Here is a 15,325-nt window from a genome sequence, read left to right on the forward strand (position 1 = left end):
ATATGTTCTGTATTCCATAATGGATATTTTACGGTTTATATTTCATCATTCGTAATTCGTAATTCTGCATTCGTAATTAGTTTGTATCTTCGTGCCACTTATTAGCATACTACTATGATCAAATCTATGACAGGCTTCGGAAAGTCTATCCTACAGCTACCTACAAAAAAAATTACCATTGAGGTTAAGTCTCTTAATAGCAAAAACTTAGATCTTAATGCAAGAATTCCTTCGCAATACAGAGAAAAAGAGTTGGCAATGCGTAATACCATAGCCAAGAATTTAAGTAGAGGTAAAGTTGATTTTGGGTTGTATGTAGAAATAACTGCAGAAGAAACATCGACAAAAATTAACGAAGCTGTAGTTAAAGATTATATTAAACAACTAGAAGCTATACACAGTGGCGAAACCACAGAGCTATTAAAAATGGCTGTTCGCATGCCAGATGCTTTAAAAACGATTAGAGAAGAAATTGATGAAGAAGAATTTAAAGCAATTAATAACGCGCTTTTAGATGCTTTAAGCGAAATTAACACCTATCGAACAGACGAAGGAAAAGCGCTCGAAAAAGACTTTAACCTTCGAGTTAGCAATATTGGTAATCTACTGGACAAGGTAATCAAAATAGACCCTGAACGAATCGAAGCTGTTAGAGAACGATTACACAAAGCGGTATCAGATCTAAAAGAAGAAGTAGATCAAAATCGTTTTGAGCAAGAACTGATTTACTATCTTGAAAAGTTTGATATCACAGAAGAAAAAGTACGTCTCGCAAATCACTTAGAATATTTTACGACCACTTTACAATCATCAGATTCTAACGGAAAAAAACTTGGATTTATCACCCAGGAAATTGGTCGTGAGATCAATACAATAGGTAGCAAATCTAATTATGCTCCTATGCAACAATTGGTTGTACAAATGAAAGACGAGTTAGAAAAAATTAAGGAACAATTACTAAACGTGTTATAAATGGCCCAGGGAAAGCTTATTGTACTTTCGGCACCGTCTGGTAGTGGAAAAACTACTTTAGTTAAATATTTACTCAACAAAGAAGAATTAAATCTTGGGTTTTCGATCTCTGCTGCATCCAGAGAACCTCGAGGAGCAGAAGTACATGGTAAAGATTATTATTTCTTATCCTTAAGAGAATTTAAAGACAAAATCAAAGCCGATGAATTCTTAGAATGGGAAGAAGTATACCGAGATAACTTTTACGGAACTCTAAAGACAGAAGTGCAACGTCTTTGGGATAACGGAAAACATGTAATCTTTGATATTGATGTAGTAGGAGGTCTAGATATAAAGAGAATTTATCCAGATCGTACTTTGGCTATTTTTGTAAAGCCTCCAAGTATTGAAGAGCTAAAAATTCGACTTAAAAAACGCAAAACAGAATCTGAGGATAAGATTAATATGCGTGTTGCCAAAGCCTCTACAGAAATGGCTACGGCTCCACAATTTGATGCTATTGTTACCAATGATGATCTTGAAAAAGCCAAAGCAGAAGTATATCAATTGGTGAAAAAGTTCCTCTTAGATCAATAGGAAAAATTAAAAGGTTTTTGCTTTCGCAGAAATAAAAAAGGCTTTTTTTAATGAAAAAAATCGGACTATATTTTGGAACCTTTAATCCAATACATGTGGGTCACCTTGCTATAGCAAATCATATAGCAGAGTATTCTGATCTTGATGAAATATGGATGGTAGTAACCCCGCATAATCCTCATAAAAAGAAAAGTTCTTTATTAGACAATCATCATCGATATGAAATGGTGTATCGGGCGACAGAATCCTATTCTAAATTAAAGCCCAGTGATGTAGAATTTAAATTACCTCAACCAAACTACACCGTGTATACCCTTGCACATCTTGAAGAGCACTACCCCGACTATCAATTTAATCTTATTATGGGCGAAGATAATCTCAAAAGTTTTCATAAATGGAAAAACTATGAGGTGATTCTAGAAAATCATCATATCTATGTCTATCCCAGAATAGCTGAAGGAACTGTAGAGACTCAATTTAAAGATCATCCAAAAATTCATAAGGTAGCCGCTCCTATTATGGAAATTTCGTCAACGTTTATTCGTAATGCTATCTCTGAGAGTAAAAATATAAGACCTTTACTTTCGAAAGAAGTTTGGGAATATATCGATCAGATGAATTTTTACAGATAGACTAGTCTTTCCATACCCCCATTAAAAAACTAGTATCACCACCTGATCGATTTTGATGTGATTAAAACTGAAAAGAAACACCTGCATTAAAAATTCCTTTGTATCCGTATCCAAACTCTGCGAATATCCCGAAAGATTTACCATATCGGATTCCAAAAAAATTGAATTGGCAATTAAAATGGTTAACGTTTTCGCTTTCTGATCTTTGACCTACACCAGGTTTTCTTATCAAATCCTGTTCTCCAAAAGTATACCCTACTCCAATTCCCGAATATAACTGCAGTTTTTCTTTAAAAACATATCGATAATCAAACTCTAAAGCAAATGTATTGGCCCTCACAGTTATTTGTTCAGAAATAGTATTCTCGGGTCTTTCTATCTCTTCACTTTCTACTTTTTCTCTAATAAATAATGCACCCAGCCTAAATCTTTTAGAAACTGCTATTTTATAAGATATATAGAAGGCACCACTAGAATTAGTATTAACATTATCATCACCAGAAAATAATGCCGCTCCAAAAGCATTAATTGCGGTTGTCGATGTACCTAATCCGTACCCAATATTGACTTCATTACTTAGGTTCTCTTGGGCCATTAAAAAGCTCAAGTTTAAAAAAAACAAAAGGATACTTAATCTAATCATTTTCATACTACTGAATTTTAAGATTAAAAAAGCATAATCTTACAGGTGGCAGGTTCGTTTTTGAAAAAAGCTAACACATATATAAGATTGCAAGGAACAATACATAGGGGTCCCCTTTACATTATGCATAGTAGACTACTATTAAAATAGTTAATACCAAATAGTACCATTGCTACCTCCAACATCAAATTGTTTTGCATTTATAGGTGGTTGTTGTACTAAAATGCTATGTCTAATACTAAATCTAAATAAAGTACTTGATGTTCTTCTGGATCTTTTCATAGAAACAAAGATTTCACTATTACCTGAACAAGCGATATCATAGAACGACCAAAAATTTTGATCAAATCCTTTAGGTTTTTGAATAATTTTTGGCTGGCCATATACCCAACCATTAATCTGATTATTGATAATGGTCCAGGGTCTTCCATACCCGTCTACGCTTACCCGTGCCCTACCATAATTGCTTGTGAGCCGTTGAACAAATATCCAGTTGTTTCCTTCTTTTTTGAATAATTTGTGAGAATTACCATTACGCGCAACGCCATAAATATTTCCTCCCCCTTCTGAAATATCAACAATTGTATGCCTGGAATACCTACCACTTCCATATGTAAATGTCTCTCCAGAAAAAATCATCTGCCCGTATTGAGTAATATCAATGCTAGTGTTGGAGTTTGACTCTCTGTAACGAAGTATTACCCTGTTATGTTTTACCGCTTCTATATAGCGACCATTTTTCCTTGTATAGACCCAATCTCCTCTGTCATTAGCCCCTATATCCAATGCCCCGGTTGGCGCTGATCTAACATCTTTGGGATACATATCAAGTAAGGCATTTCTATCGATATAAGACAAATATGATTCATTCACAGGATATAAACTGCCATTCTTACGAGTTATGGTGGCTTTATCTGAAGTACAATCATCGAAGGGAAACGAACTAGATATTGAAAAGTTACAAGGATTATATATCATTATCGATCCAAAGTCAAAAGGACCATAATTACGAGTGAATTGTGTTGTAAAATTATGTTCAAAACCAGGTCGAATATTGCTGTAATTGATATTTATATATTGATTTCTATCAGGCCTTGATTGCTCATGAAAAATCCCTAAAGCGTGTAATAATTCGTGCAGTATCGTTCCTGATTTACAGAATTCTGAATTTATTTTGATTTCTTGTCTTCCTCCTATCATTCCCAAAAAGGAAGAACATCCATTTGACTCTACAAAAGCAATATAATTTCCTGATCTTCTTTCTATAAAATCCAGATTTGTTTTATCTTCTAAATACCTAACCACCCAATATATGTTATCTCGTGTTTCTGCGTTCGAGGTTTCTATCCAATAATTAACCCTACTATTTGGCCATTGTTTAAAAATAATTCCTGGGGCAGATTTTGAAACATTATCTTCAACATCAGCATTTTTAAACGCATTAACTTGTTCATCTGTCAATATGATATCTCCTTCTAAGATATTTTGACCATTAATTCGTTCATAAGCAAGTGTTCCTAAAGTTTTTGATTCAAGAGTGATAATTTCTCCATTGCCATCTGATGTTGTAATTTCGGTATCTATTGAAGTTTCTGTACTCACTTCGTTGTCATCTAATTTTTCACAACCAAAAACAACAAGGATGGCCATGATTAAAAATAAAAATTTGGTTTGCATGGTTTTAAGATTTTATATGAGTTTATACTTACTTGGTTAATACCATCTTTTTAGTATCGATAATTTTTCCATTCACAATTAGGCTGTACATATACATTCCTGATGGAAATTCTCCTGAAGTAATGGTAATCTGTTGTTTGCCTAAAAGGTTTTTGTATACTCTCTTTTGTGTTCCCCGCATATCAAAAACATGGATGCTTGCGTTTGATACTTCATTAGGCAGTTCATATCGTATCGAAGTAGAAGTATCTGATGGATTAGGTATATTTTGGTATAGCTTTATTTGCTCTACGGTTCCAAAATCTTCAGGTTGATCCTTAATACCTCTCGATTGTTCTGCATTTATCTGTTGAGATTTTAATTCTTTGATTTCTTCTTTCAGTTCTTTATTGCTGACATTAAGTTCTTTTAACGCTTCAATTAATACCGGTATCAGTCCTTGATAATTTACAGCCTTATACCCATTATGATTGGTTTTTACCAAATCTGGTAATACGGCTTCAAGTTCTTGAGCGATTAGACCATATTGTTTTCCGTTGGGCAACTCAACTCCTGCATCCTTAGTTTTTTTTGAATCCTTAAATTGGTAGCTTACTCCTTCTATCTTATTGATAGTTTCCAAGGCATTATCGATTCTTTTCCTATCTTTTTTAAACTTCTTATCAGAGCCTAGCCACAAACCTGTTGCAAATGCATCCCCGTTTACAAAAAGACGATAGTTATTTTCGATGGATGTGCTTGAAATTGCAAGGTTTCCTGATGTAAAATCTCCTAAAATAAGAGGGGTTGCATTGACTCTACCATTTTGAATGTATAATTTATTATTGGCATCTGTAATTCCTATAGCAGAAGATGTTCCTATAAATACATTATTACTTCCTTTGTTAGATGACCCGGAAACAGTGCCAACATACGTATTGCCCCATCCGTTCTCACTATTAATCCCTGCATTAAGACCAACAAACGTATTATTTGAACCTGTGGTGTTTGAAGCGCCAGCAGACCTGCCTATAAATGTATTTTGTATACCTGTAGTATTTAATTCACCAGCAAATGTTCCCATAAATGTATTATGCCTACCCGCAGTATTTGAATACCCCGCTCGCGTACCATTAAATGTATTATACCACCCAGTGGTGTTTGAATACCCAGCAAGACTACCATTAAATGTGTTATTAAATCCAGTTGTATTTGAGAAACCGGCTTGATATCCTAAGAAGGTATTAAAAGTTCCTGTAGTATTGGATCGTCCGGCATTTGAACCTACAAAAGTTAAGTTATGCGTCCTGGTCACATTCATACCTGCTTCACGGCCTATAAACACGTTATTACTAGCAGAAGTGTTAGAACTACCCGCAAGATGTCCTAAAAAAGTATTGTAATCTCCTGAAGTGTTTGAGTAACCAGCACTTGCTCCGCTAAAGGTATTATTATCTCCTGTAGTATTTGAATACCCGGCAAAACTACCATTAAATGTGTTATTAACTCCTGTAGTATTTGAATATCCAGCTATACTACCACTAAAAGTATTATTCCTTCCTGCAGTATTTGAATACCCGGTTAGTTGTCCTATAAATGTATTATAACCTCCAGTGATATTAGAACGACCACTCTCATATCCTATAAAAGTATTTCTACTACCAGTAGTATTTGATAATCCAGCATTTGTCCCTATAAATGTAAGATTGCTCGCCGTGGTTACACTCCTACCTGATTCGCTACCGATAAAAATATTATGACTACCAGTAGTAAGTCTATTACCTGTAAAAAAACCTATAAGCGTATTCTCTTTACCTGATGTAACTATAGATCCTGACCAATGACCTAAAAATGTATTAGCATTTCCGGTAACTATGTCTCCCGCCACTCCTCCTATCGAGGTATTAAAAAAACCTGCGTTACCAGCATTTTGCCCTAAGTTTGTATTAAGTTGTGCAGTTGCCTGCTGAGATACAATTATCAATAGCAATAGGGCACCACATCTTATACTAAGATTTTTCATGATTATTACGTTTTCAATGAGTTACTAAAATTCTACGGCATATATATAATTCCGTTTTAATTGGAAATCAACATCTTTTTAGTATCGATAATTTTTCCATTCACAATTAGGCTGTACATATACATTCCCGATGGAAATTCTCCTAAAGCAATGGTAATCTGTTGTTTGCCTAAAAGGTTTTTGTATACTTTCTTTTGTGTTCCCTGCATATCAAAAACATGGATGCTTGCGTTTGATACTTCATTAGGCAATTCATATCGTATCGAAGTAGAAGTATCTGATGGATTAGGTATATTTTGATATAGCTTTATTTGCTCTACAGTGCCAAAATCTTCGGGTTGATCCTTAATACCTCCCGATTCCTTAAGGTTTGTTAATTGAGATTCCAGGTTTTCGATTTTTTCCTGTAATACTTCGTTAGCAGCATTCATCTCTTTGAGTGCTTCAATTAATACTGGTATCAGTCCTAAGTAATTTACTGCCTTATACCCATTTTGATTGATCTTTACTAAATCTGGTAAGACCCCTTCAAGTTCTTGGGCAATTAGTCCATATTGCTTTCCACCAGGGAATTGAACTCCTATATCCTTTGTTTTCTTAGAATCCTTAAACTGGTAGCTTACTCCTTCTATCTTATTGATAGTTTCCAAGGCATTATCAATTTTTTCTCTGTCTTTTTTAAACTTCTTATCCGAACCTAGCCACAAACCTGTTGCAAATGCATCTCCATTTACAAAAAGGCGATAGCTGTTTTCGACCGAGGTACTTGAAATTGCAAGGTTTCCTGTTGTAAAATCTCCAATAATAAGAGGGGTAGTATTGACACTACCATTCTGGATATATAGTTTATTATTGGCATCTGTAATTCCAATAGCGGCAGATCTTCCAACAAATACGTTATTACTTCCTTTATTAGATGACCCGGCAACAGTGCCAATATACGTATTGCCCCATCCGTTCTCACTATTAATCCCTGCACTAAGGCCGATAAACGTATTATTGGAACCTGTAGTATTTGACGAACCGGCAGACCTGCCAATAAAGGTATTTTGCATACCCGTAGTATTTAATTCACCAGCAAATGTTCCTATAAATGTATTATGTCTACCTGTCGTATTAGAATATCCTGCTTGAGAACCATTAAACGTATTATACAATCCAGTGGTGTTCGAGAAACCGGCATATGCACCACTAAAGATATTCAGCTGACCGGTTGTATTTGAATACCCTGCATAACTACCATTAAATGTATTATTAATTCCAGTGGTATTCGACAAACCAGCTTGATATCCTTGAAATGTATTAGACTGACCCGTAGTATTAGAAACACCTGCATTATATCCTAAAAAGGTATTGAAGGTCCCAGTAGTATTGGATTTTCCGGCATTTGACCCTACAAAAGTTAGATTATGCACCGTGGTCACATTCCTGCCTGCTTCACGACCTATAAACACGTTATTACTAGCAGAGGTGTTAGAACTACCCGCTTGATGTCCTAAAAAGGTGTTATAATTTCCTGAAGTATTTAAGTAACCGGCACTTGCACCATTAAATGTATTATTATCTCCTGTGGTGTTTGAGTACCCGGCAAGACTACCATTAAATGTATTATACTTACCACTTATGTTTCTAAACCCAGCATTATATCCCTGGAATGTATTAGCCCGGCCCGTAGTATTAGAAACACCTGCTTGATTTCCTAAAAAGGTGTTGAACGTCCCAGTAGTATTGGATTTTCCGGCATTTGACCCTACAAAAGTTAGATTGTGCACCGTGGTCACATTCTTGCCTGCTTCACGACCGATAAACACGTTATTACTAGCAGAGGTGTTAGAACTACCCGCTTGATGTCCTAAAAAGGTGTTGTAATTTCCTGAGGTATTTAAGTAACCGGCACTTGCACCATTAAATGTATTATTATCTCCTGTGGTGTTTGAGTACCCAGCAAGACTACCATTAAATGTATTATACTTACCACTTATGTTTTTAAAACCTGCATTATATCCCTGAAATGTATTAGACTGACCCGTAGTATTAGAAACACCTGCATTATATCCTAAAAAGGTATTGAAAGTCCCACTGGTATTCGATCTTCCGGCATTTGACCCTACAAAAGTTAGATTATGCACCGTGGTCACATTCCTACCTGCTTCACGGCCTATAAACACGTTATTACTAGCTGTAGTAAGATTATAACCTGTATAAAACCCAAGAAGCGTATTGTCATTACCTGATGTAACTTTAAGACCTGACCAATGACCCAAAAATGTATTGGCATTTCCGGTAACTTTGTCTCCCGCCATTCCTCCTATCGAGGTATTAAAATACCCTGCATTACCAGCATTTTGTCCCAAGTTTGTATTAAGTTGTGCAGTTGTTTGCTGGGATACAATTATCAGTAACAATAGTGCACTATATCTTATGCTAAGGTTTTGTAGAATCATTATTGACTTACGAAACATATAAGCTCTAATAATTGAAATAGTTGTAGTCGTTTTCATGAGTCTTAATTTTAAAAATGATAGTTGATTAAAGAAGGGGTAGAAATAGAAAGATGAACATTCATCTCTTAAATAGGTATTGTAACTCTATTTACAATACTATTCAGGGATATTGAATAGCGTAATAATCTCTTGATAAGACATTGCTTTATAGTCTTCTAACGAAGCATTTTTACTGGCAGCAGTGCCCCCTGGAATAATGATGTACCGATACGATCCAAACGAAGTACTGCCTACATTACTGCCGTCAAGAGTTTGTACGAAGATATTTAGTTGACCTGCTGATATACCTAATGTAGTATTATAGAATTTATTACCAGAAAGTATTACAGGAAGTTCAATAATATTATTTAAGGATGCCGTTCTACCATAAACAAGTACAGCGCCCGAATTTCTTATTTCGTCGGTTATTTCGGGAGCATCGATCACAAAAAAATCTGAAGAATCCATAATATCTGCAGGAAAACTTGAGTCTGTCCAGTCTGAATAAATAACATTGGCTGTTCCTGTTTCTCCTTGAGCTCCTTGATCACCCTGAGATCCTTGTTCCCCTTGTAGCCCCTGTTCTCCTTGCGGTCCTATGGCGCCATCTTCTCCTTCACAAGAAAACATAAACAATAAGGTTATCAGAACTGCTGTTACTTTTAAAAAAAAATCCATGGTTTTACTTTTTAGAATTACTATTTATTTAAGCCCCTAACGAGTAGGTTAAAAATTTTGTAAGAATAAAAGTATAACAGACATACTCTAACAACTTTTAGATATGTAACAAAAGCTAACAGGTATGTAACAATTCAATAAAAATAAGGAGAGGTACGCTATACAAAATTTAGCTGGCATTACTTCTTCTATACTCCGTCGGTGTACAATGGTAGGCTTCTTTAAAGCACTTATTAAAGTATGAAATGGTTTCGAAGCCAACATCTACTGCAATCTCTGAAATATGTAAATCAGAATTGTTCAAGAAATGAGTTGCTTTTTTCAAGCGCTCGGTGGTTATAAATTCTGTAGTAGACAGGCCAGTAAGGTTTTTTAACTTTCTGTGCAAAGTCATTCTTGCCATATTCATTTCTTTACTAAATTCCTTTGCAGAAAACGAAGAATCTGTCAACCGGCGTTTCAAAATTTCTTTTACTCGACCCCAGAACCTTTCTTCTGTGGTATTGATCGCGATTACTTTAGGGTCGATTTGGGATTCTTGTCGATAAAGAGCTCGCATTTTTTTTCGTGATGCTATTATATTATTTACTTTGTGAACTAAGACCTTACTTCTAAACGGCTTAGTGATATAATCATCTGCACCCATTTCTACACCTTCTAATTCGTATTCATCGCCCACTTTTGCCGTTAGCAAGATAATTGGAATATGACTGGTGCGTTCATCATTTTTGAGTTCCTTTGTTAATTCAATCCCATCTTTAACAGGCATCATCACATCAGAAATAATCAGGTCTGGAATGTGTTTTTGGGCCAGTTTAATACCTTCTTCACCATTTGCAGCTAATAAAATTTTATAGTTAGTTTCAAACGTTTTTTTCAGTACTCTTCTTAAATCCTGGTTATCTTCTACAATTAAAACCACAGGAATATCATCATCGGTCTTATCATGTGCTGATTTAGAAACTGACTTGTCATTGTTTGAAAATGTAGAATAGAAATCCTCAACCACATCTTCTTTTGTTTCTAACATAAAATCAGAAGCTTTAAACCCATTTCTATCTACCAAAAGCTCAACGGTAAATGTAGTCCATTTGGGATTGCTATGAACTTTTATTTTGCCATGATGTAATTTTACCAATTGTTTTACTAAAAAGAGGCCGATTCCAAAACCCGATTGAAGTTTTTCTGCTTGGTAAAATCTATCAAAAACATTTTTTGCTTGTTCTTCTGTCAAACCTGTGCCCGTATTTTGTACTTCAGCATATAGTATATTGCTACTCACTTTGGCTTTACACAAAATCTTACCACCTGAAGGGGTGTATTTACAAGCATTAGATAACAAATTTGTTATGATTTTTTCTATGATATCTTTATCAAACCAATACCACAATTGACCCGAATTATTGATATCAATCGTATAATCTATTTGTTTTTGTCGGGTTTGATATACAAACGAATGTGCCAAAACATGAAGAAAACCCAATACATCTTCCTTTTGAACTTGAAGTGTGTGTATCCCCGATTCAACTTTGGACACGTCCAGCAATTGATCTACTAAACCCAATAATCTTTGATTATTTCGCTGAATCATTTCAAAATCGGTGCGGTCCTCTTCAGAAAGAGATTGATTTTCAAGTTTTTCCTGGATCGGAACAGACATTAGTGTTAATGGCGTTCTGAATTCGTGGGTGATATTAGTAAAAAAATTACGTTGAAATTCATTGATTTTCTTCAATTTGTCACTTTCGAGAGCCTTTTTAAATTTTTGCAAGTCCAAATAGGATATTACGCTTATAAATAATACAGTTTCTAAAGCTATTAATGGAAGAACGGCGTTTTGATCCATTCTTGTAATAACAATTAGCATATAACCTATTAGTAACAATAGAATCCCAATAAAGACGATTGAAGTATGCGTTACCTTCTTTTTAAAAAACATATAGGTTACGCTAAAAATTATGAAGAATAAGCTGAAACTTACCGTAAATCTCAATAATGAACTTATGTACGGGTAAAAAGGATCAAATATGATAATGGTATTTACCAGTATAGCAAGACCTATACATATGTAAACTATCGTAGTATAGGCTTTTGCGAATTCTTTGTAATCTTTTTTTATATCTATAAAAGATTTTAAAAAGAACAAGTAAAATACCGAAGCAATAATTTGTGAATCTAGGATGATGTAGAAGGAATAGAAAAAATGTTTACTGGAATAAAGAAAATTATTATAGACAAATGGAGTAGAAACAGAATAAGGAACAATCAAAAACAATAGATGTAAGGCGTAGTATAGAAAATATAATTTTTGATGGAAAAAGTAATAAATGAACATATATACAAATGAAATAAACAGTGCACCATACAGAAGCCAGAAAATTGCCTGTTTATAACTTTCTTTTATTTCTCGTTTTCTTTGATCAGGATGTGAATCTATCGGTTTTCTATTATAACACGACACATAGATTTCTTTAGAAAAAGACCCCAAACCATAAGCGGTAATAGGTATGCTTTTAAAAAAGAAAAACTTCTCAAAATCAATTTTTTCTGAATCAATAATGATACTGGATGTCTTTGGAAGAGATGAAATAGGCCCTTTAGGGTACAACAAACCTATGTCGTATTGTTTAAAAGAGCCATCTTTAAGAGGAACATAGATGACAAGATCATCTGATACCGGAAATTCAAACTCTAATCGACTAGGTTGTATTTCAGATTTTAGATCCAATTTGAAGATCGCCCAGTACGAAGTTTTAGTTTTCGGATTCTTGATTCCACGAATTGAAAACATACCGGGGTTAACATCTGGCAAATCTTCAGCCTTTATTTCTTTTGATTCAGAATAGTAAGCTAAATGTAATGGATAAGGTTTGTTTAAGGAATCTAATATTGTGTTTTGGCAGGTTCCGACACACACAACGTGTAGTAAAAAAAACAATACGATATACTTCAAAGCCACTTCTTTTGTTTTGATATCTCTTCTTGTTGAACCGAAACTATACATTTGACTTTATAGCTAATACTGTCCTAACACTTCTTTGAGTCGTTTAAGAAGACGATGCATGCGGCCACTTCCTCCGGCTATAATACCGGCAGTCAATACAATATCGATAGATTGAATAATAGTGACCTGTATTTTAAACAATTCTTCTTCGGTTTCGGGCTGACTAAAAATAATACCGGATATCAGGCGTAACCCAGAGAATGAAAGTACTAACCCAATGGCAAATGCAATAATTGTGGTTCTTCGATGTCTCTTTAATCCATGATTTTCAATTCGTTCTTCTAACCCTTTTTTTTCTCTCATCATCATGGCTATTTTTCGATCCTCCTCTTCTATTTTACCACCTTCCCCTTTGTCGGCTAAAGGTTTTTCTGGATCAATCATCATAGGATCAATAGGAGCATCAATATCATCCATATACTCTTCAATATCGGCAATGCGGTCTTTACATTTCTTCTTCTCTTTCTCTCCTGGATCATCTACAAAAATCTCAATAAATTGTTCTACAATAAGCATCACAACCGATATATACCCCAACATCGCAATAACATTACCCGGGTCTAAATTAGAAAGGTCAACAGGTGGAAACTGCTCTTCAAAATAAACATAAGCTGCAATGGCAAGTACAATAAGAATTATCGCTATTGGATTTTTATACAGCGCTTTCATGTGTTATGGGTTTAAGAGTACTATAAAAGTACAAAAACTATAACATACAATTTATTTGAAATAGTGTATCTATAAAATACCCTATTCTATCGATCTATGTATTGTTGAATATTGTTACATTTATGTAAAAAGTAATTAATAGTAGTTGCTATTATGTGATTGTTAACCCAAATTAGAATATACATGCATGAAAAAACAACAAATGAATCCCTACACACGGTTAAAAATCTAAATAGTGGAGATCTGTTTTTGAAGTTTGGAAAACCTTGTGTAGAAATTGGAATGTTAATTAAAGGCATAATGCGTGGCTTTGTATATGATAATGAGGGAAACGAAATCACAACACATTTCTACCAGGAGGGTGATATGATTATTGGAAGCTTTATTCCAAACACAAATGTAGCAATGACCGTTGAAGCTCTGGAAAACTGTGAAATTTCTGTTGCGAATTATTCTGAAGTAATGAGTAATGTAAATAAAGATAAAGAAATAACAGACGTTATTACCAAACAATTTCAGAAACTAAATAATCAACTTCAATCTCGATTAGTTGCATTATTAAACCTAAACTCGTTAGAGAAATATGAGCTATTTCTTAAAGAATACTCAAGTTTAATTAATCGAATTCCACATTATTATATTGCCAATTATTTGGGAATAACACCAACACAATTAAGTAGAGCCAGAAAACAACTTATTGATAAAGAACGAAGTAAAACACAGAAATAAGATAATTTCAATAACTATTTCTTCTTTTAATACCCCAGGCTCATATTTTCTTATTTAAGAAAATCACTTATCAACAAATGTCGATAGAAATCATCTATCGGCAATATACCTTTGTCCAAAAATAAAGTATAATTATAAAAGTGAATTATGAACAATGGAAAATAATGTAAGCCATACCAAATTATCTGATAACGAGTTTATAACGCAATTCAAAAACTGCACGCTTAACCCGTCAATATTTAACCATGAAGCTCATCTGCGGTTATCTTGGATTTTAATTAATGAATTAGGTCTGGATAGTGCCATAAAAACAATCCAACTGCAATTACAAAATTTCGTAAAGAGCGTGGGTGCCACCGATAAATATCACGCGACTCTAACAATTGCAGCTATGAAAACAGTTCATCACTTTATGCAAAAATCAAAAACTGAAAATTTTGAAAATTTTATTTCCGAAAATCAAAGGCTGAAAACAAATTTTAAAGACTTAATTAACAATCATTATTCAATAGACATCTTTACTTCAGAACAGGCTAAAGTAAATTTTTTAGAGCCCGATCTACTCCCTTTCGAATAAAGTAACTGATGAATACAACGTATAAAGGCAATAGCAGTTTCGATTGTACACACAAACCCCTATTGCTTTTAAGCTGTATATTGTTATCTGAAAAACAAATATCTTTTAATTTCCTACTCCTTTAATACTAATTATTACGTACAACTAAAACATTTATAATGAACTTTGAATTAAATAAATCCATAGAAATATTAGAAAGGACTCCAAAAGTATACTCAGCACTTTTCTATAACGCTAATTATGATTGGGATAAAATAAATGAAGGAATTGGCACCTGGAGTGCATACAACATTGTCGGGCATCTAATACATGGAGAAAAAACCGATTGGATTCCAAGGGCAGAAATAATTTTGGGAGACAACCAAAATAAGACTTTCGAACCGTATGATCGGTTTGCACAAGAACAATTATATTCTTCTCGAACTATGGATGAATTATTATCAGAATTTGAAACCCTAAGAAATCAAAATATCAAAAAACTACACTCCTGGAATTTATCAGAAAGTGATCTAAATAAAGAAGGTATACATCCCGATCTGGGAAGCGTAACACTAAGACAATTAATCTCTACATGGACAATTCATGATATTGCCCATTTAAATCAAATATCACGTGTAATTGTCAAACACTATGCAGAGGATATAGGGCCCTGGAAAAAATACACCACACTATTAAATTCCTAG

The 15,325-nt window shown here is 34.2% G+C and carries 13 protein-coding genes; 6 read left to right on the top strand and 7 right to left on the bottom strand.

Annotated elements, in window-relative coordinates; translation table 11 throughout:
• The first annotated feature begins 114 nt into the window (after nucleotides 1-114).
• From JJQ60_RS13485 to nadD, 3 genes are read left to right on the top strand one after another with little or no spacing between them, the layout of a single operon-like run.
• Nucleotides 115-972 (top strand): YicC/YloC family endoribonuclease, encoded by an 858-nt coding sequence (locus JJQ60_RS13485; RefSeq protein ID WP_201920942.1) that lies wholly within the window; start codon nucleotides 115-117, stop codon nucleotides 970-972.
• Nucleotides 973-1,548 carry a guanylate kinase gene (gene gmk, locus JJQ60_RS13490; protein WP_201920944.1) on the top strand — a complete coding sequence of 192 codons (576 nt, stop codon included), beginning with the start codon at nucleotides 973-975 and terminating at the stop codon, nucleotides 1,546-1,548. It abuts the gene before it with no gap.
• Between the two features lie 50 nt (nucleotides 1,549-1,598).
• Nucleotides 1,599-2,180, top strand: coding sequence for a nicotinate (nicotinamide) nucleotide adenylyltransferase (gene nadD, locus JJQ60_RS13495; protein WP_201920947.1), 582 nt, complete (start codon nucleotides 1,599-1,601; stop codon nucleotides 2,178-2,180).
• Nucleotides 2,181-2,241: 61 nt separating this feature from the next.
• Here nadD and JJQ60_RS13500 read toward each other — a convergent pair whose 3' ends face one another.
• The 7 genes from JJQ60_RS13500 to JJQ60_RS13530 all read right to left on the bottom strand — a co-directional run bounded on the left by JJQ60_RS13500 (nucleotide 2,242) and on the right by JJQ60_RS13530 (nucleotide 13,336).
• Nucleotides 2,242-2,775, bottom strand: a complete 534-nt coding sequence (locus JJQ60_RS13500; RefSeq protein ID WP_201920950.1) for an outer membrane beta-barrel protein — start codon at nucleotides 2,773-2,775, stop codon at nucleotides 2,242-2,244.
• 198 nt (nucleotides 2,776-2,973) lie between these two features.
• Nucleotides 2,974-4,500 carry a M12 family metallopeptidase gene (locus JJQ60_RS13505; protein ID WP_201920952.1) on the bottom strand — a complete coding sequence of 509 codons (1,527 nt, stop codon included), beginning with the start codon at nucleotides 4,498-4,500 and terminating at the stop codon, nucleotides 2,974-2,976.
• Nucleotides 4,501-4,528: 28 nt separating this feature from the next.
• A complete protein-coding gene (locus JJQ60_RS13510) occupies nucleotides 4,529-6,502 on the bottom strand; it encodes a tail fiber domain-containing protein (protein WP_201920959.1) in 1,974 nt (657 codons plus the stop codon).
• A gap of 56 nt (nucleotides 6,503-6,558) precedes the next feature.
• Nucleotides 6,559-9,003: a tail fiber domain-containing protein gene (locus JJQ60_RS13515; protein WP_201920961.1), complete on the bottom strand. Its 2,445-nt coding sequence runs from the start codon at nucleotides 9,001-9,003 to the stop codon at nucleotides 6,559-6,561.
• A 99-nt stretch (nucleotides 9,004-9,102) separates the two neighbouring features.
• Nucleotides 9,103-9,663, bottom strand: a complete 561-nt coding sequence (locus JJQ60_RS13520) for a collagen-like protein (protein ID WP_201920964.1) — start codon at nucleotides 9,661-9,663, stop codon at nucleotides 9,103-9,105.
• A 169-nt stretch (nucleotides 9,664-9,832) separates the two neighbouring features.
• Nucleotides 9,833-12,622 carry a response regulator gene (locus JJQ60_RS13525; RefSeq protein WP_201920965.1) on the bottom strand — a complete coding sequence of 930 codons (2,790 nt, stop codon included), beginning with the start codon at nucleotides 12,620-12,622 and terminating at the stop codon, nucleotides 9,833-9,835.
• A gap of 57 nt (nucleotides 12,623-12,679) precedes the next feature.
• Nucleotides 12,680-13,336 (bottom strand): hypothetical protein, encoded by a 657-nt coding sequence (locus JJQ60_RS13530; protein WP_201920966.1) that lies wholly within the window; start codon nucleotides 13,334-13,336, stop codon nucleotides 12,680-12,682.
• A gap of 183 nt (nucleotides 13,337-13,519) precedes the next feature.
• On the opposite strand from JJQ60_RS13530, the gene JJQ60_RS13535 reads away from it, so the two are divergent.
• From JJQ60_RS13535 to JJQ60_RS13545, 3 genes are all read left to right on the top strand, one after another.
• The gene (locus JJQ60_RS13535) at nucleotides 13,520-14,065 is read left to right on the top strand and encodes a Crp/Fnr family transcriptional regulator (protein WP_201920968.1); all 546 of its coding nucleotides are present in this window, start codon (nucleotides 13,520-13,522) and stop codon (nucleotides 14,063-14,065) included.
• A 154-nt stretch (nucleotides 14,066-14,219) separates the two neighbouring features.
• On the top strand, nucleotides 14,220-14,642 hold the full coding sequence (locus tag JJQ60_RS13540) for a hypothetical protein (protein ID WP_201920972.1): 423 nt from the start codon (nucleotides 14,220-14,222) through the stop codon (nucleotides 14,640-14,642).
• Nucleotides 14,643-14,800: 158 nt separating this feature from the next.
• Nucleotides 14,801-15,325 (top strand): DinB family protein, encoded by a 525-nt coding sequence (locus JJQ60_RS13545; protein ID WP_201920975.1) that lies wholly within the window; start codon nucleotides 14,801-14,803, stop codon nucleotides 15,323-15,325.

Origin of the sequence: Aquimarina mytili (assembly GCF_016735115.1) — a bacterium.
GTDB lineage: Bacteria > Bacteroidota > Bacteroidia > Flavobacteriales > Flavobacteriaceae > Aquimarina > Aquimarina mytili.

What these genes read in the sequence shown, in the direction of transcription:
- JJQ60_RS13485 (WP_201920942.1), top strand. Translation starts at nt 115, where the DNA reads ATGATCAAATCTATGACAGGCTTCGGAAAGTCTATCCTACAGCTACCT.
- gmk (WP_201920944.1), top strand. Translation starts at nt 973, where the DNA reads ATGGCCCAGGGAAAGCTTATTGTACTTTCGGCACCGTCTGGTAGTGGA.
- nadD (WP_201920947.1), top strand. Translation starts at nt 1,599, where the DNA reads ATGAAAAAAATCGGACTATATTTTGGAACCTTTAATCCAATACATGTG.
- JJQ60_RS13500 (WP_201920950.1), bottom strand. Translation starts at nt 2,775, where the DNA reads ATGGCCCAAGAGAACCTAAGTAATGAAGTCAATATTGGGTACGGATTA.
- JJQ60_RS13505 (WP_201920952.1), bottom strand. Translation starts at nt 4,500, where the DNA reads ATGCAAACCAAATTTTTATTTTTAATCATGGCCATCCTTGTTGTTTTT.
- JJQ60_RS13510 (WP_201920959.1), bottom strand. Translation starts at nt 6,502, where the DNA reads ATGAAAAATCTTAGTATAAGATGTGGTGCCCTATTGCTATTGATAATT.
- JJQ60_RS13515 (WP_201920961.1), bottom strand. Translation starts at nt 9,003, where the DNA reads ATGAAAACGACTACAACTATTTCAATTATTAGAGCTTATATGTTTCGT.
- JJQ60_RS13520 (WP_201920964.1), bottom strand. Translation starts at nt 9,663, where the DNA reads ATGGATTTTTTTTTAAAAGTAACAGCAGTTCTGATAACCTTATTGTTT.
- JJQ60_RS13530 (WP_201920966.1), bottom strand. Translation starts at nt 13,336, where the DNA reads ATGAAAGCGCTGTATAAAAATCCAATAGCGATAATTCTTATTGTACTT.
- JJQ60_RS13535 (WP_201920968.1), top strand. Translation starts at nt 13,520, where the DNA reads ATGCATGAAAAAACAACAAATGAATCCCTACACACGGTTAAAAATCTA.
- JJQ60_RS13540 (WP_201920972.1), top strand. Translation starts at nt 14,220, where the DNA reads ATGGAAAATAATGTAAGCCATACCAAATTATCTGATAACGAGTTTATA.
- JJQ60_RS13545 (WP_201920975.1), top strand. Translation starts at nt 14,801, where the DNA reads ATGAACTTTGAATTAAATAAATCCATAGAAATATTAGAAAGGACTCCA.